The sequence below is a fragment of the Kitasatospora sp. NBC_01287 genome, from assembly GCF_026340565.1.
In the GTDB taxonomy this organism is placed as follows: Bacteria; Actinomycetota; Actinomycetes; order Streptomycetales; family Streptomycetaceae; genus Kitasatospora.
Window position 1 is genome coordinate 363,861 of sequence record NZ_JAPEPB010000002.1, and the last position, 21,370, is coordinate 385,230.

The following is a 21,370-nucleotide window of genomic DNA, read 5'->3' on the forward strand; positions in this document are numbered from 1 at the left end:
GCCGCGCGGGCTCACCGCGGCAGGTCGGCCTCCCGCACGCGCTGCAGGTGGACGAGGACGTCGTAGGACGGGCCGATCGCGACGTCCTCGGGCGGGCAGGGGTACTGGGTGCCGATCTGGCGGGTGGGGCGGGCGGTGTCCAGCCAGGCCCGGGCCACCGCCGGGGCACTGCGGGTGTCGAGGAAGTAGTCGCGGGAGCGGACCCGGGCGAGGGTGTACTCGTTGCTGCCCGGAGCGGCCGCGTCCACGGTGAACTTCTTCCACGGGCCTTCGAGGCTGGTGTCCTGTGACAGGAAGGAGCCCTGGTCGAAGGTGGTGCCGATGGCGAGGTAGGCCCCGCCGAGCGTCTCGCGCAGGAACGCGCCCTGCAGCTTCGGGTAGTTCACGGGATCGGCGGTCACGTACGCCACGTGCTGGTCGTGCGCCGAGAGCAGCATCCGGTGACCGGTGTGCCGCTGCCACCAGGCGATGTTCTCGGCCATCAACCGGTCGCGCTGGAGCTCCGCGGCGCTCAGCGCCTCGGCGTCGCCGAAGTCGCAGGCGAGGAACGCGGCGGTCTGGGCGATGGACCTGGCGTGCTGCACCGTCCACTCGTACTCCTCGCCACCCGCCCCCGAGCCCTCCAGCAGTTCCAGGGCCTGCTGGGCGTTGGCCGCCAGCCGCTGCCGCTCCGCCAGCGGTCCGCGCGTGTAGGCGATGGCGTCGTCGAGGGGGCGCAGCCCGGCGTAGAGCTCGGTGAAGCGCGGGCCCAGCCGCGGTTGGTGCCGGCCGACGTAGCCCGTCACCCGCTCGAAGAAGTCGTCGCCCACCCGGGGAGCACCGACGTCATCGCCCATGAAGTGCACCCGGCGGCCGGGAGCGCGCCGGTTGTGGTCCCGCATCCACTCGATCAGGTGCAGGAACTCCTGGCGCCCGAACGGCGATCCGCCCAGGGCCTCCTGCACGACCTGGCGCGCGTCCCCCCGCCCGCTCTGGAGGTACTCGTCGATCAGCAGTCCCGACGGCCAGCCGATCTCCAGGGCGAAGGTGGTGAAGCCCTTCTCCTCGACGAGATAGCGGAAGACCCGCTCCTTGAGGGCGAAGAACTCGTGCGACCCGTGGGTGGCCTCGCCCAGGCCCACCACCGCGGCGTCACCGATCATCGCCCCCAGGGGCCGCAGGTCGGCCGTGTCCGGCCCCGGCTCCGTCGACCGCAGCGGATGGGCCGCCAGGGCGAGGGCGCGGACCGGGTCCTGGCCATCGGGCCGCGCCGGGACCTCCTGGTCCGCGTAGGCGGACGTGGGAGCCAGCAGCGCCCCCACCGTGGCCGCGGCCGCCACCAGCAGCGGGCGTCGTCCCATCGTCGTCGTCTTCTCGGTCATGCCGATCACTCCTCAACTCGAACAGCCCGCCGGCGTCGGTGGCGGACCCGGCCCGGTCCCCGGTCGATCACCACTCCATCACCCGGTCGGCGCCCTCTTGTCCGAGCGCGGGACGAGATCGCGTGGGGGTCTGGAGTCCCCCACGGCACCGGGACCAGGACCCCGGTCCCGGTCCCGGTCCTGGTCCTGGTCCCGCTGGGGCTGGGGCTGGGGTCAGCGCTCCATCATCCGCATGCCGGCCTCGTTGTGGGTGTCCCCGGCGGCCGGGGGAAGGCTGGTGAGCTTGGCGAGCTGCTCCTCGCTGAGGTCGACCGCGTCGGCCGCGGCGTTCTCCTCCAGGCGGGCCACCCGCCTGGTGCCGGGGATGGGCGCGATGTGGTCGCCCTGGGCCAGCAGCCAGGCGAGCGCGACCTGGGCCGCGGTGGCGCCGATCTGGGCCGCGACGGCGGCGACCTCGTCGGCCAGGCGCAGGTTGTGCTGGAAGTTCTCGTCGGCGAACCGCGGGTTGTCGGCGCGGAAGTCGGTGGGGTCGAACTGCTCGGTGGAGCGGATCGCGCCGGTCAGGAAGCCGCGGCCCAGGGGCGAGAAGGGCACGAAGCCGATGTTCAACTCACGCAGCACCGGCAGCACGCGGGCCTCGGGGTCGCGGGTGAACAGCGAGTACTCGGACTGGACGGCGGTGACCGGGTGGACGGCGTGGGCGCGCCGGATGGTGTCGGGCCCGGCCTCGGAGAGCCCGATGTGCCTGATCTTGCCCTCGGTGACGAGGTCGGACAGGGCCCCGACGGTCTCCTCGATCGGGGTGCCGGGGTCGACCCGGTGCTGGTAGTACAGGTCGATGCGGTCGGTGCCCAACCGCTTGAGGGAGCCCTCGACGGCGGCCCGGACGCTTGCCGGGCTGCTGTCCGTGCCTCCCTGACGGCCGGTGTGCGAGATCAGGCCGAACTTCGTCGCGAGCACGACCTGGTCACGACGCCCCTTCAAGGCTCGGCCGACGAGTTCCTCGTTGGTGTAGGGGCCGTAGACCTCGGCGGTGTCGATGAGGGTGACGCCCACGTCCAGGGCGCGGTGGATGGTGCGGACGGACTCCGCGTCGTCGGTTCCGGCGCCGGTGTAGCCGTGGGACATGCCCATCGCACCCAGGCCGATCCGGGAGACGTCCAGGTCACGCAGTTCGATGTGCTTCACAGGTGTTCCGTTCACTCGGGCCCGCTGAGCGGGCGCGCGGGTCCGGGCGGGTGCCCGGCCCCTGCTCGACCGCACCGGTGGGCGGGTGCCGCTGATCGTTGGTGCAAGGGGGGTGGCGCACTTTTCAGGGTGGGGCCAACAAGGCCGGCTACGAGCCTCTCACTCCGGAGTGGCCCGGCACCCCCGACACGGTCGCCGAGGCCCGTGCGAACAGCTGACAGGGCCGAAGCCTTCGATCAGTAGGCAACTTCCTGAACAGAAGGAAAAATGCAAGGTGTGGCGCGCATTCTGGTGTAGAATCTGAAGCAGAGGGCGACCTCCGGGACAGGCTTCACAGGGAGGCCGACGGATCGCCCGGCTCCAGGGGGAGAACACCATGAACTACCGACTCGAAGCGGCCCGCGTGACCATCGACGACCGCCTGCGGGAGGCCGAGGAGCATCGCCTGCTGCGCGCCCTGCGCCTGCGGAACCGTGCCGAGCGCACCACCCAGCGCGCCCGCCGAGCCCTGACCAACCTGACCGCATGAGCACCCCGCACCACCACCACGACGGGCCGTCACCAGCACACCGGTGAGGGCCCGTCCCGCTTTCCCCACGCCGAAGCACCACGTCACCGCGTCACGAGAGCAGCGGCGCATGGAGCAGCGGCGCGGCCTGGACGGCGGGTCGAGCGGCGCGCCGGGCGCGGAGGCGGAAAGCTGGAGTGACCAGCTCACCCCGCCCACCCAGGAGGCCCTCATGCCCGCCGACTTCTGCAACGTCCTGGCCGGTCTGATCAAGGACGCCCGCAAGGACGCGGTCGACAAGCAGCGATCGATCGACACCCTGAACCGCCAGCTGGCCGAACTGCGGGACGACCCGGAAGGCAACGCCCAACTCATCCAGCTGGCAGAGCAGCGGCTGACCCAGGTGCAGAGCCAACTCGACGACGACAACGCCCAGATCGAAGCCGCCCGCGAGGAGTACCAGGCCGACAACTGCCCCGAACCCACTCCCTGACCCCGCGGGACCGTGCGCCCGAGCCCTCCCGATCGTGACGTGGCACCTCAGGCACGGCCACGTGCGAGCAGGGCGGCGTGCGGCAGCACCAGCCGGCCGTCAGGCCCGGCGAACTCGGCGCTGAGCAGGTCGAACTGGCGCTTGATCTCGGCCCGGGTCGCGGGCGTCTGGCTCACCACGACCTGTCCGATCGAGGCCACACCGGCGGCGGGGCCGCCCCACCACTCCTCGGGGCCGGCGAGGTGGTCCCACCGGAGCGTCTCGCAGGCGACTCCCGCCAGGCCGGCCGACCGCAGCAGGTCGGCCAGACCCCGCTCATCCCGTGGGAAGTCGTCCTCGGGCGCGAGCGCGGGCAGGTGGGCCGGTCGGACCGCGCCCGCCGCCTGGATCGCCCGGCCTAGCAGCGCCTGCCCCGGCGCGGCGGGCGATGCCCAGATGGTCACGGCGATCCGCCCGCCAGGGCGGGTGACCCGCCGCAGCTCGGCCAGCGCCTGTCGCGGACGGCCCACGTGGTTGAGCACGAAGTTGCCCACGACCGCGTCGAACTCGTCATCGGCGAAGGGGAGTTCCGGCAGGGTGGCCACTCGCGCAGCGGCCTCGGGGACGGCCTGCCGGGCCAGCTCGACCATGCCCGGATCCGCGTCCACCGCCGTCACCCGTGCCCCGCGCGCGGCCGCCGCGGCGGCGACCACGCCGGTGCCGGTCCCCACGTCCAGCACGCGGGCCCCGGGCCGGATCGCCGCCGCGTCCAGCACGTGCGGCACCGGGTACGCGCAGAGTGCGGCGAAGCTGTCCGCGTACGCCTGCGCCCGTCCGGCCCAGGTCTTCCGCTCACACTCGTCGAAGATCGTCACAGCGGTCGTTCCCCTCGTTCATCGGCCGCACCGGAGGTCGGCTCCGTCGACGTCAGGACCCTAACGCAGCGGCCGTGGAGCCTATCCGCTCGATCCCGGCGACCGACCGTGCGATGATCACCTGATCCCACCGACCGAAAGTGCTACCGCGATGCGCCCTGCCCTCTTCACCATCGACACCCCAGGCCCGGGACGGCTGAGCACCATGGCCAGGCCCCGCGGCGACGACTGGCTGGAGGACGAGATGAGCGCCCTGCGCGCCCACGGCGTCGACATCCTGGTCTGCGCACTCACCCGACCCGAACTCGACGAGCTCGGCCTCACCGACGAACCCCGGGCAGCCGTGGCCGCCGGGCTCCGGTTCGTCGCGACGCCCATCCCCGACCGCACCGTCCCCGACCTGCCCACGGTCCTGCCGACCCTGCGGGCGCTCGCCGAGGAACTGCGCGGCGGCGCGCACATCGTCACCCACTGCCGCGCGGGCATCGGACGCTCCTCCCTGCTCGCCGTCGCGCTCCTCATCCTGGGCGGCGTCGATCCCGACACCGCCTGGTCCGAACTGGAGCGAGCCCGCGGCCTGGCCGTCCCGGACACCGCGGAGCAGCGGGAGTGGACCACGGGGCTGCTCGGAGCCACCTCGCGCTGACGGGCGGAGCCGGGGCCGACCGGCCCCGGCTCCGCCCGGGCTCACTCGGCGGCGTCGTCGCTCCAAGCGACGCCGGCGATGCGCCAGCCCTCGGGCGTGCGCACCAGGTGCATGGACTTCGTCCCGCTGCCGGTGAAGGCGGCACCGCGCAGGACACCGGACTTGGCGTAGCGGACCAGGCGCTGCGCGACGTCGCCGGAGACGAGGGTGGTCCCGCTGGTCTCCCACTCCTTGAAGTCGATCAACTCGCCCCCGGTGAGCAGGGTCTGGCGTGGGGTCAGGAAGTCGGCGAGGGACTCGGCCTTCACCGTTCCCGTGCCGCTGACGACCACCGCGCCCGGGACGAAGGCGGGCTCCACGGTGGCGGCCAGCTCGACCGCGCGGCCGTCGGTGTTGGTGAAGGCGTCGAGGAACGCGGCGGAGAGCGCGCCGATCTGCGCCTCGTCCGAGGCCGCCCCGGCCCCGCCCGCCCACGTCTCCCGGGTGACCGACCAGATCTCCATCGGCTCGTCACGCGAGTCGTCGGCCTCCTGGAAGGTCAGCCCGAGCCGACGGGCCGTGCTGATGCTCCGGGCGTTGGCGGACCGCGTGTGCCAGATGACCTGCCGCACCCCCCGCTCGCGGAAGGCCCAGTCGATCAGCAACCCGGCGGCGCGCGTGACGAGCCCCCGCCCCTCGGCCGCGGGCTCCAGCCAGCAGCCGACCTCCGCGACGCCCGTCTCGGTGTCGATGGAGACGAACAGGACGCCGCCGACCAGGACCCCGTCCAGCCAGATGCCGTGGATGCCGGCCCCGGTGCGCCCCTGCGCGTCCCAGTAGCGGCGCAGCACCGCCTCGGCGGACTCCAGGTCGGTGGCGACGAAGCTACGGCCGACCCAGGGCGCGATGTGGGTGCGGCAGCGGTCGAGGTTGGCGAGGAACTCCGCGGCCCGCCAGGGCTCCAGCGGGCGCAGCTCGGCGGCGGGGGCGGCGGACAGCGGTATGGCGTACACGAGGCCTCCAGGCGGCACATGATGACACGAGGTACGTAACAAATGTTTGGTACGTACGTTAGCCGCACGGATGCCTGTTCGGGAAGCCCGTGCGGGCCGGCACCGAGGCGCTCGCCCCGGCGCTCGCACGCCCGCACGCCAGGTGCCGCGGACTTCACCGCTCCTCGGCTACTCCTCGCCGCCGCTGCCGCTGCCACTGCCACTGCCACTGCCACTGCTGCCGCCGGCAGCACCGCTGGAACCGTCCGCGCCCGCGCCCTCTTCCTCCTCCGGGTGCCGGGCGATGGGCTTGCCGCGGCGGGCCATCTCGGCCTCGAAGAGGCGCTGGAACTTCTTCGCCGACTCGTCGAGGACGATCGGGGCGTCCTCGTCCGGGACCAGGCCCTCCGCGCGCAGCCGCTGGTCCAGCACCATGACCGGCTCCTCGGGGTCGAGGTCGCTGGGGCGGGGGCCCTCGGGGCCGTCCGGGCCGAAGCGGACCACCCGCTCCACCCGGATGATCCGCAGCAACCGGCCCTCGACGGTGATCTCGTGGCCCGACCCGGCGTCGAGCCGATCCGCCACCCCGGCGTAGTGCGCCTCCTGCTCGGGGCTCAGCCGACGCTCGACCGGCTCGGCCACGCGCAGCCGCATCGACAGGATGTCCCGGGCCCGGAAGGGGGTGGGCGCGTCCACCATGCCGCTGGGCCGCCACCGGTCGTCCACCCGCTCGGCGACGGTGAAGGCGGCCGGCAGCAGCACCACGCCCGGGTGGGTCCGGCTCGACCGCAGCGCGTCCTCGCGGGCCCCGGGCGGGAAGCCGTTGGCGGCGGGCAGCAGCTGGATGATGTCGGTCTTCAGGATGCCCTCGGACATGCCGGTGGGCGCGGCGGGGTCCATGACGAAGCCGTCGTCCGGTTCGAGGCCGCGGGGCAGGTCGCGCCTCTGGTAGTCGTCCGGGTCGGTGGAGCGGGGCGGCTCGGGACCCTCGGGGCCGCTGCGGATGTACCGCGCGGCCCGCACCACGCGGTAGCGGGTGTCCAGCTCGACCTCGTCGATCTTCTCCCGGTCCAGCCGATCGGCCAGCGCCTGGTACCGCTGCCCCGTCTCGGCCTCACCGGCCTCCTCGGCCTTGGCAGCCTGTTGACGGCAGATCATGCCCAGACCCTCGCGGGCCGACTGCGGGTAGCTCTCGACCATCGAGGACTCCAGCTCCCAGCCGCCCTCGGGCCGCTCGCGGGCGACGCCGAAGACCGGGCTCCCGGCCGAGAGGAGCTGCGGATACTCCTCGCGCGCGGTCCATGCCTCGACATCCGCGAGCTCCGCCACCGGACTGTCGGGGGCCGCGACCCTGATGGTCAGGTAACCAGGAGCATCATCAGCGAAGTTCACCATGGGCACATGATGCAACCGGCCGAGCACCCTGCGCAGCCGAACGGTGCTCCTGTCCCCTTCCCGAGGGACGGGCCGCGGGGACGGGCCGCGGGGACGGGCCGCGGGGGACAGGCCCCCGAGGGACCGACGTAGAGTGGCCCTGCCGACAACGGGGGGCGGGGAAGAAGCGTGTCCGATCAGAATGTTGTGCGCCGTGGTTGCCTCACGGTCTTCCTGGTGCTCCTGGCCCTGGTCGGGGCCCTGATCGGGTGGGTGTACCTCAGCCTCCGGCCGGATCCGATGCCGAACGTGACCAAGGCGGCGCACTCGCCCACCGCCCGCGCCGCCGACCAGCTGATAACCCCGCAGATGGATGCCCAGCTGGCCGGCCTGAAGGCCGCGCTGCCCTGGGCGACCCCGCTGGGGACCGGCGTGTCGGACCTGTGCCGCACGGTGGTCAACCCCACGGGTGAGGACTTCCTCGCGCGCGAGACCTGGAGCCCCGTCACCTGCGGCCGGACCGTGACGCTCTACGCCGCCTTCGACGGCGACCTCACGGCGCGGCTCGGGCAGCTCGACACGGCGCTGGGCGCGGCCGGCTGGCAGCCGCAGAACCTCTCCAACCGGCCGGGCGACCATGGGCTGACCGGTCAACTCGCCTACCTGCACCGGCCGCCGGACGACCCCACCCCGGCCGAGGTGGCGGCGGCCGCCGCCAGGCCGAACACCGTCGACCTCGCCTACAAGGTCCCGATCACCGATCCGACGCCGTACCCGCTCCCGGGTCCCAGTACGGTCGACCGGCAGCCGCTGCCGATCGGCGGGCGGGTGTACGTGGCCCAGGCGCCCCTCGTGCCCTTCGTGGACGACGGCGTCGCCGTGCACGACGACCACAGCCCGACGGACTACTACCTCGCCTGGCAACCCCTCCCCCGCGCCGACCTGGCCGCCGCCTACCCCGCGCACGGGGCCGTGCTGGTGATCACCCTCTCCATCGGGTACAAGACCACCCCGCCGCCCCCGGCGCCGACGCCGACGCCGGCCGTGGATCCCGGCTACAGCCCGTGCTACAGCGGCAGTTTCTGCCCCTGATCCGGGCGCTGTGGGCGGCCGTCAGAACGCGCCGCGGAGCGCGATGCCCTCCACCGTGGCGGCCAGGGTCCGCACCAGGGCGGCCTTGGTGCGCCGCGCCCGCGGGGTGTCGACGAAGGCGCAGTTCAGGTGCAGCCCCGCTCCGGTCCTGTGCAGCCAGAGCAGCACACCGTTCGTGCGGGGCACCGAGGTGTAGAAGTTGGCCCGCCAGGCTCCGTGGCTCGCGGCACCCGGCGCCTTCCTGAAGTCCATGTAGGAGAAGAAGTTGACGGCCGCGGGCCATGGCGCCGAGCGGTACTCGGGCGCCAGCAGGCGCAGCGCCTCGGTGAAGGGCACGTCGAGGCTCCTGGCCATCCTGGTGGAGGCGGCCTGCGCGCCGGCCAGCACACCGTCGAAGTCGTGCTCGTCCGCCACCGGGAACTCGATCGGCAGGATGTTGACGAACCATCCCATGCTGTGCGGATCGGCCCCGCGGCCGCGGGTGCTGACCGGCAGCAGCCCCCGGTAGACGTCAGGACCGCCCTCCCGCCGCAGGCTGACGGCCACCGCCGCCAGCACGCCGGTGGCGAACGTGGCACCCGCCGCCCGGCAGTGGGCCTCCATGGCATCGGCCCCGGCGGCGGTCAACAGCGTGTCCGTCTCGTTGACCGCGTCGTACACACCGCCCGGCCGGGTGCCCAGGTCCAGCGGGAACGGCGGGAACGGGCCGCCCTCGCCCGTGATGAACCGCCGCCAGTGGCCGAGCCGTTCGTCGCCCGCCGCCAGCGACCGGCTGCTGCGGCGCTCCCGCTCGGCGTGCTCCAGCGCGCCCGCCGGCTCGGGGAGCGCGACGTGCCGGCCCTCGCGCAACGCCGCGTAGGCGGTGGCGATGTCGTGGACGGCGACCGTCATCGACATGCCGTCCGTGACGATGTGGTCGCAGGCCAGGTACACCGTCGTGGAGTCGTCCCGGACCATCGCGCCCATCACCAGCCACGGACCGCGCAGCGTGTCGGTGCCGCGCAGGAAGCCCCGCAGGTAGTGCCGGGCCCGCTCCGGGGAGTCGATGCGCCCCACCTCGGCCCGCTCCAGCTTCACGTCCCGCGGGCCGACGACGTCCAGGGCCAACGCACCGCCGTGCTCCCGGAACACGCAGCGCAGCACCTCGTGCCGCCGCACGAAGTGCAGCAGCGCCTCCTCCAGCGCCCCCGCGTCCAGCGGCCCCTCGATCTCGAAGGACGCGGCGAAGGAGTCGCTGCGGGAGGGGCCGGCGACCGGCCTGCCGGAGGGGCCGCTCGCTCGCGCGGACTGCCGGGCGGCGCCGAAGTGGAACTCCTGGTTGTACGAAGGACGCCGGCGCGGGCCGGCGCCATCGGGGCCGGCGGCCTGGGCGGGCACGGCCCCGGTCGCCGACCGGACCGTCCACTCGATCGCGTGGCCGGGCGCGACGACCAGGTCCGTGCTGGGGAGTTGGAGCACCAATCGACTTCTCCTGCGTGTTGCCTGCGGTGGGGTTGGGTGGCGCGGGGTGGGGTGACGTGGCGTGAGGTGCGACGGTCGGATCAGGGGGCCACGTGGTGCGCGGCGTCGTCCAGCGTCCGGGTCAGGGCCCGCACGAAGCCGGCCTTGGTGCGGCGGGCCTGCGGGGTGTCGACATGGATGGTGCTGAGGTGCACCCCGGTGTCGTTGCGGTGGAACCAGAAGAAGATCCCGTTGCTGTGGGACGCCCAGACGTAGGCGCGGGCCTGCCACCCGAGGTGGCCGCGCGCCCCCGGGGTCACCCGGTAGTCCAGGTAGGAGAAGAAGTTGACGGCCTGCGGCCAGACCTGAGGGCCGCACTGCTGGGAGGTCAGCAGGTCGAAGGCCCTGACGAACGGCGTGCCGGTCGACCCGCGCGCGGCGGCGAGCGCGTCGCGGGCGGCGGTGACGACCTGCTCGAACCCCCTCCCCCGCGTCACCGGGAACTCCACCGGGACCGTGTTGACGAACCACCCCATGCTCTGGGCGTCCGGCCCCCGGTCCCTGGTGCTGACCGGCAGCAGCCCCCGGTAGACGTCAGGGCCGCCCTGCCCGTGCAGCGCGAGCCCGACCGCCGCCAGGACACCGACCGACATCCTGGCGCCCACCGCGCGGCAGCGGGCCTCGACCGCGTCGGCCGCGGTCGCGGTCAGCAGCGTGTCCGACTCGTTGACGGCCTGGTACACGCCGCCGGGGGCCATCCCCAGGTCCAGCGGGAACGGCGGGAACACGCCGCCCGCACCGGCGGTGAACCGGCGCCAGTGCCCCAGCCGACCGTCGTCCGCCGCCAGCGCCCGGCCCCGGCGCCGCTCCTGCTCCGCGTAGCCGAGGAAACCGCTCGCCTCGGGCAGCAGGATCCGCCGCCCCTCGCGCAGCGCCGCGTAGGCGGTGGCGATGTCGTGGACGGCGACCGGCACCGACACACCGTCGATCACCAGGTGGTCGCAGGCGAAGTACACCGTCGTGGAGTCGTCCCGGACCATCGCGCCCATCACCAGCCACGGACCGCGCAGCGTGTCGGTACCGCCCAGGAACCTCCGGACGTACGCCCCGGCCTCGGCCCGGGAGGCGATGCGCCCCGCCTCGACCCGCTCCAGCTTCACGTCACGCGGGCCGACGACGTCCAGGGCCAACGCACCGCCGTGCTCCCGGAACACGCAGCGCAGCACCTCGTGCCGCCGCACCAGGTGCAGGAACGCTTCCTCAAGCGCCCGGACGTCCAGCGGGCCCTCGATCTCGAAGGAGCCGCCGATCCAGGACCGGTAGCGCACATCCGCCCGCCGCAGGCCCTGGGCCACACTGAAGTGGTCCTCCTGGTTGTACGACGCCACCGGCCCCACCGACGCGGACGATCCGGGCGGACCGGGCGGCGCCGAAGGAACGGTCGCCCTGGTCGGTCCGGTGTGTCCGGTCGGTCCGGTCGCCGTGGTCGGTCCGGTCGCCCCGGCGAACGACACCGTCCACTCCACCGCGCGCCCCGGCGCGATCTCCCACTCCTCGACGGGTACCTGCAGCACAACAGCCCTCCTGACCAGTTGACACCCGACACACGCCCCGACCAGTCAACGAGGGAACGGACAAGGACCCGGGCCCACCCCACCACGCGCCCGCGCGCCCAACGACTCAATGACTCAGTGACTCACCCATCACTAACGAAGCGATCACCTCGCGGTGACGGCACAACCGGACACCGGCCACAACGCGGCGGCGGACACGTGCCGGCACCGGCCACGGCGGGCCGCCGCCGCACCGGGCCCCGCCCGGATCGCCGAGGGGCCCGCGCCGCCGGGATCACCCAGGGGCGTGCGCCGACCAGAACGAGCAGTAGACGGCGGGCGGCGGTGCCAGGTCGACTGCGGTGCCCGGGTGCCGGGCGATGCCGGGCGTGCCGGGCGGGTGCGGTACCTGCTCGGAGCGGGCCACCCCGGGCGAGAGCGCGGTCAGGTAGGCGTTGCCGAGCACGCCGAAGTCCAGTGCGAGCCGGAACCCGTCGGCCGTGGCGGCATAGAGTCCGGGCGACTCGCGGTCGGCGTTGGCACCGGTCAGGGTGTGGCCGCACGCGCGCCAGTGCCGCTCGACGACACCCAGCAGCGCGCCGCGCCGGGCCGGCGAGATGACCGTCAGCACGTTGCGGTTGCGGGCCACGAACCAGGTCGGCGGCGCCGGATCCGAGGTGCTGTCCACCGCGCCGGTGCGGGCGAGCAGCCCGGCGCTCGGCACCCCGTGGGACCAGGTCAGCCCCGGGCGCACCGCCAGCAGGGTCTCCTGGAGCAGTTCCTCGCAGCGCAGGGCTGCCCGGGCCTGGTCCGCGGTGCCCGCCGCTCCGGTCACTGGGCGGCCACCGGTTGGTTGCGGTCGCCGTGCCCGGTGGCGATGTTGGCCAGCGCCTTGACGTAGGCCGGGTCGTTGGGGTCCTGGTGGAACTCCTGTCCCGGCGGAACACCCGGGACGGAGTTGACGCCCGGCGTGCCGTCCCACTGCGGCGGCACGTCGACCGCGGCGGTCGCCGAGCCCGCCAGGCCGCCCTGTCCGTCCGAGGCGTCCGCGATGGGGCCGGTTCCGGCGCCGGTCCCGATGGCCGTCACCCTGGCCGCGGGGCCGTCGTGGGTGGCCTGGACCCCGGTCAGGAAGCGGTTGAGGGAGGCACCACCGAGGTCGGGCGGCGGCGCGTCGTCGGAACCGCCGTCGCCGTCGTCGAGTTCGGTCTGTGCGAGGCGCGGCGGGGCGTTGTAGTTCGTCCACACCACGGTCGCGGTGGAGGACTTCGGATCGGCCTGGGCGGCGGCCACGGACAGGCGCTGGGCGTAGGCCATGTCTCCGCTGACGAACTGCGGGTCCAGGCCACCGACCGGCGGCACGTAGGTGGCGACGTTGGTCGCGGTGTCGGGGTTGCCGTAGGAGACGATCGCATTGTGGTTGCCGTCCGGTCCACCCAGGCCCAGCAGCAGCAGCGGCGGGTTCGAGGGCTGGTCGAGCTGCTGCTGCAGGGCGTCCAGTCCGGCGAGTTTGGGCCCCGTGGCCCAGGTGTTGTTCGGGTCCGGGTTCTTCAGCGCCTGCTGCATCTGGTCACGCAGCAGGGGTAGTTCGATCCGGTTGGCGGTGTCGCGGTCCTGGGCGGGGATGCCGTCCAGGTTGCCGAGCTGGTCGGGGTGGTCGCGCAGGAGCTGTTGGCGGGTGGCGTCGGGCAGCGAGTCCCACCAAGCCTTGACCTTCGCGGGATCCTTCTCACTCGCCCACGGGTCGAGCACCACGGAGTCGTAGCTCTGCGCCTGCTGGGTGTCGGAGGCCAGCGTGGCGGCGTCGATGAGCTGCGCGTTGGCGACGTCGGCCAGGTGCGCGAACACGGAGGCGGCTCCCTCGTCCAGGTTCTGGGCATCGCTCTCCAGTTGTTGGAGAGCGGCGGCCAGTGCCTGCCGCTTGGGCTCCAGCGATGCCAACTGGGCTCGGGTGTCCGGGTCGTCGCGCATCGCCGGGTTCTCCTGAATCGCCAGATCCAGGAACGCCGTGATCGACGGCTCCCCGCCATCGCCGTCCTTGATGGCCAGGCCGTCGGCGCCGGCCTGGACGGCCAGCTGCTGCCGTCGGGCTATCAGCAGTGCCACCTCGTCCGCGGTGGAGCGCAGTTGGATGCGGACGTTCTCCAGCGCCTGCTGGCAGTCCTTCAACTGCGTCTGCCACTTGGCCAGCTCGTTCTCGGCGCCCGTCGCCGCGTCGCCCGTCCAACCCGAATTCAGCACCTGCGCCTGGACCTTGGCCGACCAGTCGCTGGCATGCGCCGCGAAGCGCTGCGAGATGCCTTCCCAAGTGTCCGCCGCCGCCCACAGGCTGCCCGGATCGGATGTCTCCAGCAAGTCGTAGTACGACCGGTCCATCAGTTCGCCCCTCCGGTGGATCCGGCCGAGTCGAGCACCAGGTGGTTCTGGTCGTCGGAGCGCCGGTACTGCGCCGCCGTCGTCGACAGCTTCTGCGACACGGCGTCCAGCGAGCCGGCCAGTGCCGTCAGATGCGCCGTCCAGGCATCCGAGCAGCTCTGCGCCGGGGCGATCAGCTTCCAGCCGCCCATTTTGGGGATACTGCTGCCATCAACGCTCGTCAGCGGCAGCGGCGACTGCGGGGCCTCGGCCCGGATCGCGCCCGCCACCGTGTGCCCGGCCCCCGCGGCCGCGTCCAACGCATCCGGATCGACCGTGAATCCGCCGCCACCCACCGCACTCCCCCGCATCCTGAGTCACCGTCAGAACATGACCGGCACAGCCTAGACGAGCACAGCGCGTAGTCGCAGGGGTGGTGGTCGGCACACGTTCTTCCCCAGGTGGTGCGTGGTGGTGGGGCCGGCCGACCGGCAGCTGCCCACCCGGTAGGCTCACCCGCCATGACTGACGCATCGAAGGAACACGACCGCCCGGAACCGCCGATCGCCGGCGACGAGACCGCCGCCCTGCTGGGCTCCCTGGAACGTCAGCGCGCGACCTTCGCCTGGAAGTGCGGCGGCCTGGACGCGGACGGCCTGCGGGCGAGGGTCGGCGTCTCGTCGATCACCCTGGGCGGCCTGCTCAAGCACCTGGCCAACGTCGAGGACACCCACTTCGCCCGGCTGCTGCTGGGGCGCGGGCCCGGAGCCCCGTGGGACGCGGTGGACTGGGACGCCGAGCCCGACTGGGAGTGGCAGTCGGCCGCCGACGACACCCCCGAGCAGCTGATGACGCTCTGGCAGGAGGCCGCCGACCGCTCCCGCGCGGTGGTCGCGAAGGCGCTGACCGAGGCCGGCCCGGAGCAGCTGGGCCGCTACACCACCGCTGACGGCCGATCACCCAACCTCCGGCGCATCCTGATCGACATGATCGAGGAGTACGCGCGGCACATCGGCCACGCCGACCTCATCCGGGAGTCGGTGGACGGCCTCGTCGGGGAGTGATCGCCCGGCGCCGGCCGGTCAGGCGCCCAGGCCGCCCGGGGTCAGGCGCCCGGCACGCCCGGCAGCCCGGTGGTGAGGCCGTCCAGGGCGTGCGAGCAGACACAGTCGCGGGTGGCCGGCAGACCCTCCAGGGCCTGGAACAGGACACCGCGCAGCCGGTCGACATTGCGGGCGAACTCGGCCAGCACCTCGGCGTGCGTGACGCCCTCGCCGCTCTCCACCCCCGCGTCCAGGTCGGTGACCAGCGCCAAGGAGGTGTAGCAGAGCCCGAGTTCACGCGCCAGGGCGGCCTCGGGATGGCCGGTCATGCCGACCACCGACCAGCCGTTGGCCGTGAACCAGCGCGACTCCGCGCGGGTGGAGAAGCGCGGGCCCTCGATCACCACCAGGGTTCCGCCGTCCACCGGCCGCCAGTGGGCCGACCGGGCGGCGTCGGCCACCGCCCCGCGTCCGGCGGGGCAGTACGGGTCCGCCATCGACACGTGGACCACCTCCGGCACCGACCCGTCCGGCAGCGGCAGGCCGTCGTAGTAGGTCTGCGGCCGCCCCGAGGTCCGGTCGACGAACTGGTCGGGGACCACCAGCGTGCCCGGCCCGTACTCCGGCCGCAGCCCGCCGACCGCGCACGGCCCCAGCACCTGGCGCACCCCCAGCGAGTGCAGCGCCCAGAGGTTGGCCCGGTAGTTGATCCGGTGCGGTGGCAACCGGTGCTCACGCCCGTGCCGGGGGAGGAACGCCACCTCGCGCCCCGCCAGCCGGCCCAGGAAGAGCGAGTCGCTGGGCGGCCCGTACGGGGTGTCGACCACCACCTCGCTGACCTCGTCCAGCAGCGCGTAGAGCCCGGAGCCGCCGATCACCCCGAGCTCCGCCCGTGCCGGTGCGCCATCCACGATCTGATTCGCCGTCATGCCCTGTTCCCTTCGCAGGAGATGTCCCGCACCAGCTTAGGAGCGGCGGGCGCCGGGCTCCCGCTCGACCGGCCGGGCCCCGCCCCACGCGGCTCGACCCCCTCCCGCCCCGCGCGGCTCGACCCTCCCGCCCGCGCGGCTTGACCCTCCTCCTACCGGAGGCCCTAGCGTCCCGGGTCATGAAGATCATCGTTCACGACACGGCCTCCGCCATGGCCGATCTCCTGCGGCTCCGCGCGGCCGAACGGCCCGACGCCCTGCGGGAGATGCTCAGCCCACTGCAGAGCGTGATGCCCGCGGCCGGCGGCCTCGACGCGGTGCGGATGCACCTGATGGGCAGCGGCTTCCGGATCGACCGCGACGACCCGCGCCACCTGGCCGCCCTGACGCTGCTGCGGGAGGCGGCCGTGTGGGAGCGGGTCGAGCAGTGCCTCGACACGGCGTGGCAGCGGCTGAGCGACGCGGTGCCCGACATCAGGAGCGCCGACACCGTGCACGTCCTGCTGGTGCTCGGCAACCCCGACGACGAGCTGCTGACGGTCCGCAATGCCGGATACCTGGGCATGGGCGGCTTCCCCGGGGCGATCCAACTGACGGTGTGGCCCACCGCGACCAGCCTGGCGAAGATCGGCTACGCCGCCGCGCACGAGCTCCACCACAACGTCCGCTACGCCAACGTGGTCTGGAACCCGATGACGGTGACGGTCGGCGAGCAGGTCGTGGCCGAAGGGCTCGCCGAGGCGTTCGTCCGGGAGTTGGCGGGCGAGCAGGCGATGGGGCCCTGGGCGACCACGCTCCGCGGTGCGGAGCTGGACGACGCCCACCGGAAGATCACCGCCGCGATCGACGTCGCCGGGATGCGCAACCTGCCCGCGTACGTGTTCGGCGACGCCACCGCGGAGCGCTTCGGGCAGCCGCCGCTCGGACTCCCGGACTTCGCCGGGTACGCGGCCGGCCTGCGGATCGTGGACGCCCACCTGGCCGCCTCCGGCCTCACCGCCGCCGGGAGCACCGCGCTGCCGGCCCGCGAGATCCTCAACAACGCCGGTGTGCCGACGGGCGCGTGACGCACCGTCCGGCCGGCGGTGCGGATCGGCGGTGCGGATCGGCGCCGACCGGCACCGCGGATCAGCGGTCGGCAAAACCGGTTGCCCGGGCGCGGGGCGGCGCGCAGAATCTCCGTCGTGATCTCTCAACGTCGTGACCGCCGCCGTCCGCACACCGCCACGCACGTTGAGGATCACCGTCTTGAACCACGTCATACGTGAGTACACCCGCACCGACGAGACCAGTTGGCTGCGCTGCCGGGTGCTCTCCTTCCTGAGCACCGCCTATTTCGACGACGTCCTGACAGCCAAGCCCGTGGTCCCCGCGCCGGGCTTCGAGCTGGTGGCGGCCGACGACTCCGGTGCTGTCATCGGGATCCTGGACGTCACCGTCGAGGGCGACCTGGCGACCATCGACACCGTCGCCGTCCATCCCGACCACCAGCACCGGGGCATCGGCCGCGCCCTGCTCGCCGAGGCCCGCACCCGCGCCGGCGCACTCGGGCTGCCGACCCTGGACGCCTGGACCAGGGACGACCCGGACACCCTGCGCTGGTACCGGGCCATGGGCTTCGCCGAGAGCGACCACTACCTACACGTCTACGCGAACTACTACACCGACGTCGCGGAGCCGGACCGGGCCATCACCGAACGACGCCCGGGGCTGCGGCCGATGGCGGCCTTCCTGCACGCCAACCGGCGGGACGAGCAACTGCTGCGCGAGCAGTTCGCCCGGGTCCACGTCTGCCGCCGGTTCGCCCTTCAGCTGTGACCCGGAACGCCTGATCCTGTGGCCGGCGGTGCCGGCCACAGGATCAGGTGGTTCTCGCGGTCTGGTGGTTCATGGGCTGGTGTTCAGCGGCTGGTGCCGCCGAGCAGGGCCGGGCCGGCCCAGGTGTTGCTGCCGGTGATCCAGTCGTTGGCGACGTCGCCATTGGTGTCGACGAAGACGACGAGGTTGCCCGCAGCATCCGTACTCAGCCCCGACCCGGGCCGCGCCTGACCACCGATCAACGCCGGACCAGCCCAACCACCACTGCCCGCCCAGTCATTGGCGACATTCCCGTTCGGATCGATGAAATACAGGTGATCACTGCTGTTGTCGAAAGCCAGCGGCGAATCAGCCCGCGCCTGACCACCGGTCAACGCCGGACCGGCCCAGGTGTTGCTGCCGGTGATCCAGTCGTTGGCGACGTCGCCATTGGTGTCGACGAAGGCGACCAGGTTGCCCGCAGCATCCGTACTCAGCCCCGACCCGGGCCGCGCCTGACCACCGATCAACGCCGGACCAGCCCAACCACCACTGCCCGCCCAGTCATTGGCGACATTCCCGTTCGGATCGATGAAATACAGGTGATCACTGTTGCTGTCGAAAGCCAGCGGCGAATCAGCCCGCGCCTGACCACCGGTCAACGCCGGACCGGCCCAACCACTGCTGGTGTGCCAGTCGTTGACCACATTGCCATTAGTGTCAATGAAAGCCACGAGATCACCACCGGCGTCAGTGGCGATGGGCGACCCGGGCCGCGCCTGACCACCGATCAACGCCGGACCGGCCCAACCACCGCTACCCGCCCAGTCATTGGCGACATTCCCGTTCGGATCGATGAAATACGCATGGTCGGCATTGGCGTCGAAAACCACGGGAGAATCCGCCCGCGCCTGACCACCGATCAACGCCGGACCAGCCCAACCACCGCTACCCGCCCAGTCATTGGCGACATTCCCGTTACTGTCAACGAAAGCAACGAGATTGCTCGCGGCATCCATCGACACGGGACTGAGATCTGACGACCCGCTGATCGACACGCCCGGGTAGTAGAGACTCAGTATCGACTGCCAGGATGAGCCTGCGGCGGCGCAGTTCTGCGACCCCCACTGGCTGAGCGTGTTCGGGTACCGGGACAGGCCGGATCCACAGGCCTCGTTCGAGGCTCCGGTGAGCGTCGCCTGGAACGAGGCCTCGAAGACCGAGCCGCCCTCCGTCATCACCGAGTTCCAGGTCGCCGCCACGGCGGCGTTGGTGGCGGCCGCGGACTGGCCGGGGACGTAGCGCTGGTAGTTGGTCGAGTCGTCGACGTTGTAGCAGGCGCCGCCGTACGAGCCGGAGTTCCAGGTGTTGACCCAGTGCCACGCGTAGGTCTTCACGGCCATCGCGCCCGCCTCCAGCGCGTTGGGCTGCCAGGAGGAGATCCACTCGTTGGGCAGCACGTCCTCGACGTACGTCTCGAACGGCACGCTGAACACACCTGTCTCGGTCCCCGCCACCGGTGCTCCTGAGCTGGTGTGCTGCGAATACTCCAGCACCCGGATGGTCGAGGGCGGCGTCGAGGTGGACGAGTAGCCGCCGCAGTTGCCTGCTGCCTTGGGTGTGACCGCGGCAGCCCGGTTCGGTAGGGCCTGTCCTGGCGCGGCCTCATCGCTGATCGACTGCGCCTTGCCTGTCAGCTGCACGGTCAGCGCGTCGCCGCTCTGCGCCGGAGTCACGCCGGCCAGTTGGTAGGTGCCGAATCCCGGAGCCGCCACCGTGATCGTCACGGCCTCGCCGCTCGGATCCGGATAGTCGACCGTGAATCCGCCCGTCCGGTCGGTGCGGCCCACGAGGGTGCCGTTCACCTCGATCCGTGCTCCAGGCACGACCGGCGTTGAGGTGGGAGCGGTGACCAGTCCACCGGAGACCTGCTCCGCCCGGGCGTCCGTCACGGTCCCCGACAGGGCGATCGACGCCGACGACGGCGAACCGAGTGGCGCCGGCGCCGCGGCGGCCGGGCCTGTCGACGCACAGCACAGGGTCGCTACTGCCATGGCACCGGTGAGCGTCAGGCGTAATGCACGGATGGCTGACAATTCCGATTCCTCACGTGTGGGGCCGCGCCGGCCGATGGGGTCGGCCAGCGCGGTGATGTGTTGGTCGGGCCGGGTTTGCCGGGTGGTTCTCGCGGTCTGGTGGTTCATGGGCTGGTGTTCAGCGGCTGGTGCCGCCGAGCAGGGCCGGGCCGGCCCAGGTGTTGCTGCCGGTGATCCAGTCGTTGGCGACGTCGCCATTGGTGTCGACGAAGACGACGAGGTTGCCCGCAGCATCCGTACTCAGCCCCGACCCGGGCCGCGCCTGACCGCCGATCAACGCCGGACCAGCCCAACCACCACTGCCCGCCCAGTCATTGGCGACATTCCCGTTCGGATCGATGAAATACAGGTGATCACTGCTGTTGTCGAAAGCCAGCGGCGAATCAGCCCGCGCCTGACCACCGGTCAACGCCGGACCGGCCCAGGTGTTGCTGCCGGTGATCCAGTCGTTGGCGACGTCGCCATTGGTGTCGACGAAGGCGACCAGGTTGCCCGCAGCATCCGTACTCAGCCCCGACCCGGGCCGCGCCTGACCACCGATCAACGCCGGACCAGCCCAACCACCACTGCCCGCCCAGTCATTGGCGACATTCCCGTTCGGATCGATGAAATACAGGTGATCACTGTTGCTGTCGAAAGCCAGCGGCGAATCAGCCCGCGCCTGACCACCGGTCAACGCCGGACCGGCCCAACCACTGCTGGTGTGCCAGTCGTTGACCACATTGCCATTAGTGTCAATGAAAGCCACGAGATCACCACCGGCGTCAGTGGCGATGGGCGACCCGGGCCGCGCCTGACCACCGATCAACGCCGGACCGGCCCAACCACCGCTACCCGCCCAGTCATTGGCGACATTCCCGTTCGGATCGATGAAATACGCATGGTCGGCATTGGCGTCGAAAACCACGGGAGAATCCGCCCGCGCCTGACCACCGATCAACGCCGGACCAGCCCAACCACCGCTACCCGCCCAGTCATTGGCGACATTCCCGTTACTGTCAACGAAAGCAACGAGATTGCTCGCGGCATCCATCGACACGGGCGAGGTCCGCGTCGTGGCGATGTTGTTGTAGCGCAGGGCCTCGAAGTCGGAGATCGGGAAGGTCTCGAGCGTGCTCGCGTAGATGCTGCCCTGCCGCTGGTCCGCGACTTCACCCGTCTGGTGCTCGGCGTCGTAGTTGAAGGTCCCTGCGGACTGGCTGACCCACGAGTCGAACAGCACGTCGTGTTGGACGGTGTAGTCCAGCGCGTCGCCCGGCTGGAGGCTCGTGTCACCGCTGATACTCGCGGCGGTGACGGTCGAGACGCTGGGAAGGGTCCCGGTCACCAGGCTGGTCGTCAGACCCCAGGCCATGGAGACGAAGCCGGAGCAGTCCTGGCGGTACGGGCCGCCGACGGCGCTGTCCTGTCGATAGGCCGACTCGCTGTACGGGACGGCGTTGTTGATCCAGTCGTGCGCCCTGGCAATGATCTGCTGCTGGGTGATCGCGGCGCCCGGCGCGGCCGGACCGAGGGTTCCGGTCGAGCTGGCGGCAGTGGCGGCAGAGGCGCCGGAGGCCGGTACCAGTGCGGCCACCGCGCCGAGCAGTGACGCCGCCGCGAACATGGCCACGCCCCGCTTGCGCCTGTGTGTGAATGACATGGTCCTCTTTCGGTAGCGGTGATCGGGT

The 21,370-nt window shown here is 72.1% G+C and carries 20 protein-coding genes; 7 read left to right on the plus strand and 13 right to left on the minus strand.

The features are described from left to right. Window positions 1–11: 11 nt before the first annotated feature. The gene (locus OG455_RS38460) at window positions 12–1,361 is read right to left on the minus strand and encodes an erythromycin esterase family protein (protein WP_266301402.1); all 1,350 of its coding nucleotides are present in this window, start codon (window positions 1,359–1,361) and stop codon (window positions 12–14) included. Window positions 1,362–1,574: 213 nt separating this feature from the next. Next, the gene (locus OG455_RS38465; RefSeq protein WP_266301403.1) at window positions 1,575–2,549 is read right to left on the minus strand and encodes an aldo/keto reductase; all 975 of its coding nucleotides are present in this window, start codon (window positions 2,547–2,549) and stop codon (window positions 1,575–1,577) included. 376 nt (window positions 2,550–2,925) lie between these two features. Between OG455_RS38465 and OG455_RS38470 the strand changes: the two genes are divergently transcribed. Both OG455_RS38470 and OG455_RS38475 read left to right on the plus strand, forming a co-directional pair. Continuing rightward, window positions 2,926–3,078: a hypothetical protein gene (locus OG455_RS38470; RefSeq protein WP_266301856.1), complete on the plus strand. Its 153-nt coding sequence runs from the start codon at window positions 2,926–2,928 to the stop codon at window positions 3,076–3,078. A gap of 109 nt (window positions 3,079–3,187) precedes the next feature. Next, on the plus strand, window positions 3,188–3,550 hold the full coding sequence (locus OG455_RS38475) for a hypothetical protein (protein ID WP_266301404.1): 363 nt from the start codon (window positions 3,188–3,190) through the stop codon (window positions 3,548–3,550). A gap of 47 nt (window positions 3,551–3,597) precedes the next feature. On the opposite strand, the gene OG455_RS38480 is transcribed toward OG455_RS38475, so the two are convergent. Further along, a complete protein-coding gene (locus tag OG455_RS38480) occupies window positions 3,598–4,404 on the minus strand; it encodes a class I SAM-dependent methyltransferase (RefSeq protein WP_266301405.1) in 807 nt (268 codons plus the stop codon). A 151-nt stretch (window positions 4,405–4,555) separates the two neighbouring features. Between OG455_RS38480 and OG455_RS38485 the strand changes: the two genes are divergently transcribed. Continuing rightward, window positions 4,556–5,050: a tyrosine protein phosphatase gene (locus tag OG455_RS38485; protein ID WP_266301406.1), complete on the plus strand. Its 495-nt coding sequence runs from the start codon at window positions 4,556–4,558 to the stop codon at window positions 5,048–5,050. Between the two features lie 41 nt (window positions 5,051–5,091). Here the strand turns inward: OG455_RS38485 and OG455_RS38490 are convergent, their stop codons facing one another. Beyond that, on the minus strand, window positions 5,092–6,042 hold the full coding sequence (locus OG455_RS38490; protein ID WP_266301407.1) for a GNAT family N-acetyltransferase: 951 nt from the start codon (window positions 6,040–6,042) through the stop codon (window positions 5,092–5,094). A gap of 168 nt (window positions 6,043–6,210) precedes the next feature. Next, window positions 6,211–7,416, minus strand: a complete 1,206-nt coding sequence (locus tag OG455_RS38495; RefSeq protein WP_266301408.1) for a DUF5954 family protein — start codon at window positions 7,414–7,416, stop codon at window positions 6,211–6,213. A 168-nt stretch (window positions 7,417–7,584) separates the two neighbouring features. On the opposite strand from OG455_RS38495, the gene OG455_RS38500 reads away from it, so the two are divergent. Further along, on the plus strand, window positions 7,585–8,487 hold the full coding sequence (locus OG455_RS38500) for a hypothetical protein (protein ID WP_266301409.1): 903 nt from the start codon (window positions 7,585–7,587) through the stop codon (window positions 8,485–8,487). Between the two features lie 21 nt (window positions 8,488–8,508). Here the strand turns inward: OG455_RS38500 and OG455_RS38505 are convergent, their stop codons facing one another. From OG455_RS38505 to OG455_RS38525, 5 genes are all read right to left on the minus strand, one after another. Beyond that, entirely contained in the window at window positions 8,509–9,945 is a 1,437-nt protein-coding gene (locus OG455_RS38505) for a condensation domain-containing protein (RefSeq protein ID WP_266301410.1), read from the minus strand. An 83-nt stretch (window positions 9,946–10,028) separates the two neighbouring features. Next, window positions 10,029–11,501, minus strand: a complete 1,473-nt coding sequence (locus tag OG455_RS38510) for a condensation domain-containing protein (protein WP_266301411.1) — start codon at window positions 11,499–11,501, stop codon at window positions 10,029–10,031. Between the two features lie 274 nt (window positions 11,502–11,775). After that, the gene (locus OG455_RS38515) at window positions 11,776–12,315 is read right to left on the minus strand and encodes a hypothetical protein (RefSeq protein WP_266301412.1); all 540 of its coding nucleotides are present in this window, start codon (window positions 12,313–12,315) and stop codon (window positions 11,776–11,778) included. Then, window positions 12,312–13,856 carry an alpha/beta hydrolase gene (locus OG455_RS38520; RefSeq protein WP_266301413.1) on the minus strand — a complete coding sequence of 515 codons (1,545 nt, stop codon included), beginning with the start codon at window positions 13,854–13,856 and terminating at the stop codon, window positions 12,312–12,314. The genes OG455_RS38515 and OG455_RS38520 overlap by 4 nt, the downstream gene beginning before the upstream one ends. After that, the gene (locus tag OG455_RS38525; protein WP_266301414.1) at window positions 13,856–14,206 is read right to left on the minus strand and encodes a type VII secretion target; all 351 of its coding nucleotides are present in this window, start codon (window positions 14,204–14,206) and stop codon (window positions 13,856–13,858) included. The genes OG455_RS38520 and OG455_RS38525 overlap by 1 nt, the downstream gene beginning before the upstream one ends. A gap of 150 nt (window positions 14,207–14,356) precedes the next feature. On the opposite strand from OG455_RS38525, the gene OG455_RS38530 reads away from it, so the two are divergent. After that, window positions 14,357–14,899: a DinB family protein gene (locus tag OG455_RS38530; protein ID WP_266301415.1), complete on the plus strand. Its 543-nt coding sequence runs from the start codon at window positions 14,357–14,359 to the stop codon at window positions 14,897–14,899. 41 nt (window positions 14,900–14,940) lie between these two features. Here the strand turns inward: OG455_RS38530 and OG455_RS38535 are convergent, their stop codons facing one another. Continuing rightward, window positions 14,941–15,807: an S-methyl-5'-thioadenosine phosphorylase gene (locus tag OG455_RS38535; RefSeq protein WP_266301416.1), complete on the minus strand. Its 867-nt coding sequence runs from the start codon at window positions 15,805–15,807 to the stop codon at window positions 14,941–14,943. Window positions 15,808–15,986: 179 nt separating this feature from the next. Here OG455_RS38535 and OG455_RS38540 point away from each other — a divergent pair, with 179 nt between their 5' ends. Further along, the gene (locus tag OG455_RS38540) at window positions 15,987–16,874 is read left to right on the plus strand and encodes a DUF2268 domain-containing protein (protein ID WP_266301417.1); all 888 of its coding nucleotides are present in this window, start codon (window positions 15,987–15,989) and stop codon (window positions 16,872–16,874) included. Window positions 16,875–17,055: 181 nt separating this feature from the next. After that, window positions 17,056–17,625 carry a GNAT family N-acetyltransferase gene (locus tag OG455_RS38545; protein ID WP_266301418.1) on the plus strand — a complete coding sequence of 190 codons (570 nt, stop codon included), beginning with the start codon at window positions 17,056–17,058 and terminating at the stop codon, window positions 17,623–17,625. An 83-nt stretch (window positions 17,626–17,708) separates the two neighbouring features. Here the strand turns inward: OG455_RS38545 and OG455_RS38550 are convergent, their stop codons facing one another. Both OG455_RS38550 and OG455_RS38555 read right to left on the minus strand, forming a co-directional pair. Next, a complete protein-coding gene (locus tag OG455_RS38550) occupies window positions 17,709–19,808 on the minus strand; it encodes a SpoIID/LytB domain-containing protein (protein WP_266301419.1) in 2,100 nt (699 codons plus the stop codon). Between the two features lie 10 nt (window positions 19,809–19,818). Beyond that, a complete protein-coding gene (locus OG455_RS38555; RefSeq protein WP_266301420.1) occupies window positions 19,819–21,312 on the minus strand; it encodes a hypothetical protein in 1,494 nt (497 codons plus the stop codon). Window positions 21,313–21,370 lie beyond the last annotated feature (58 nt).

Coding starts and splice junctions, on each gene's coding strand:
- OG455_RS38495 (WP_266301408.1), bottom strand. CDS start 7,416: ATGGTGAACTTCGCTGATGATGCTCCTGGTTACCTGACCATCAGGGTC.
- OG455_RS38475 (WP_266301404.1), top strand. CDS start 3,188: ATGGAGCAGCGGCGCGGCCTGGACGGCGGGTCGAGCGGCGCGCCGGGC.
- OG455_RS38525 (WP_266301414.1), bottom strand. CDS start 14,206: ATGCGGGGGAGTGCGGTGGGTGGCGGCGGATTCACGGTCGATCCGGAT.
- OG455_RS38530 (WP_266301415.1), top strand. CDS start 14,357: ATGACTGACGCATCGAAGGAACACGACCGCCCGGAACCGCCGATCGCC.
- OG455_RS38470 (WP_266301856.1), top strand. CDS start 2,926: ATGAACTACCGACTCGAAGCGGCCCGCGTGACCATCGACGACCGCCTG.
- OG455_RS38540 (WP_266301417.1), top strand. CDS start 15,987: ATGAAGATCATCGTTCACGACACGGCCTCCGCCATGGCCGATCTCCTG.
- OG455_RS38520 (WP_266301413.1), bottom strand. CDS start 13,856: ATGGACCGGTCGTACTACGACTTGCTGGAGACATCCGATCCGGGCAGC.
- OG455_RS38535 (WP_266301416.1), bottom strand. CDS start 15,807: ATGACGGCGAATCAGATCGTGGATGGCGCACCGGCACGGGCGGAGCTC.
- OG455_RS38550 (WP_266301419.1), bottom strand. CDS start 19,808: ATGAACCACCAGACCGCGAGAACCACCCGGCAAACCCGGCCCGACCAA.
- OG455_RS38460 (WP_266301402.1), bottom strand. CDS start 1,361: ATGACCGAGAAGACGACGACGATGGGACGACGCCCGCTGCTGGTGGCG.
- OG455_RS38485 (WP_266301406.1), top strand. CDS start 4,556: ATGCGCCCTGCCCTCTTCACCATCGACACCCCAGGCCCGGGACGGCTG.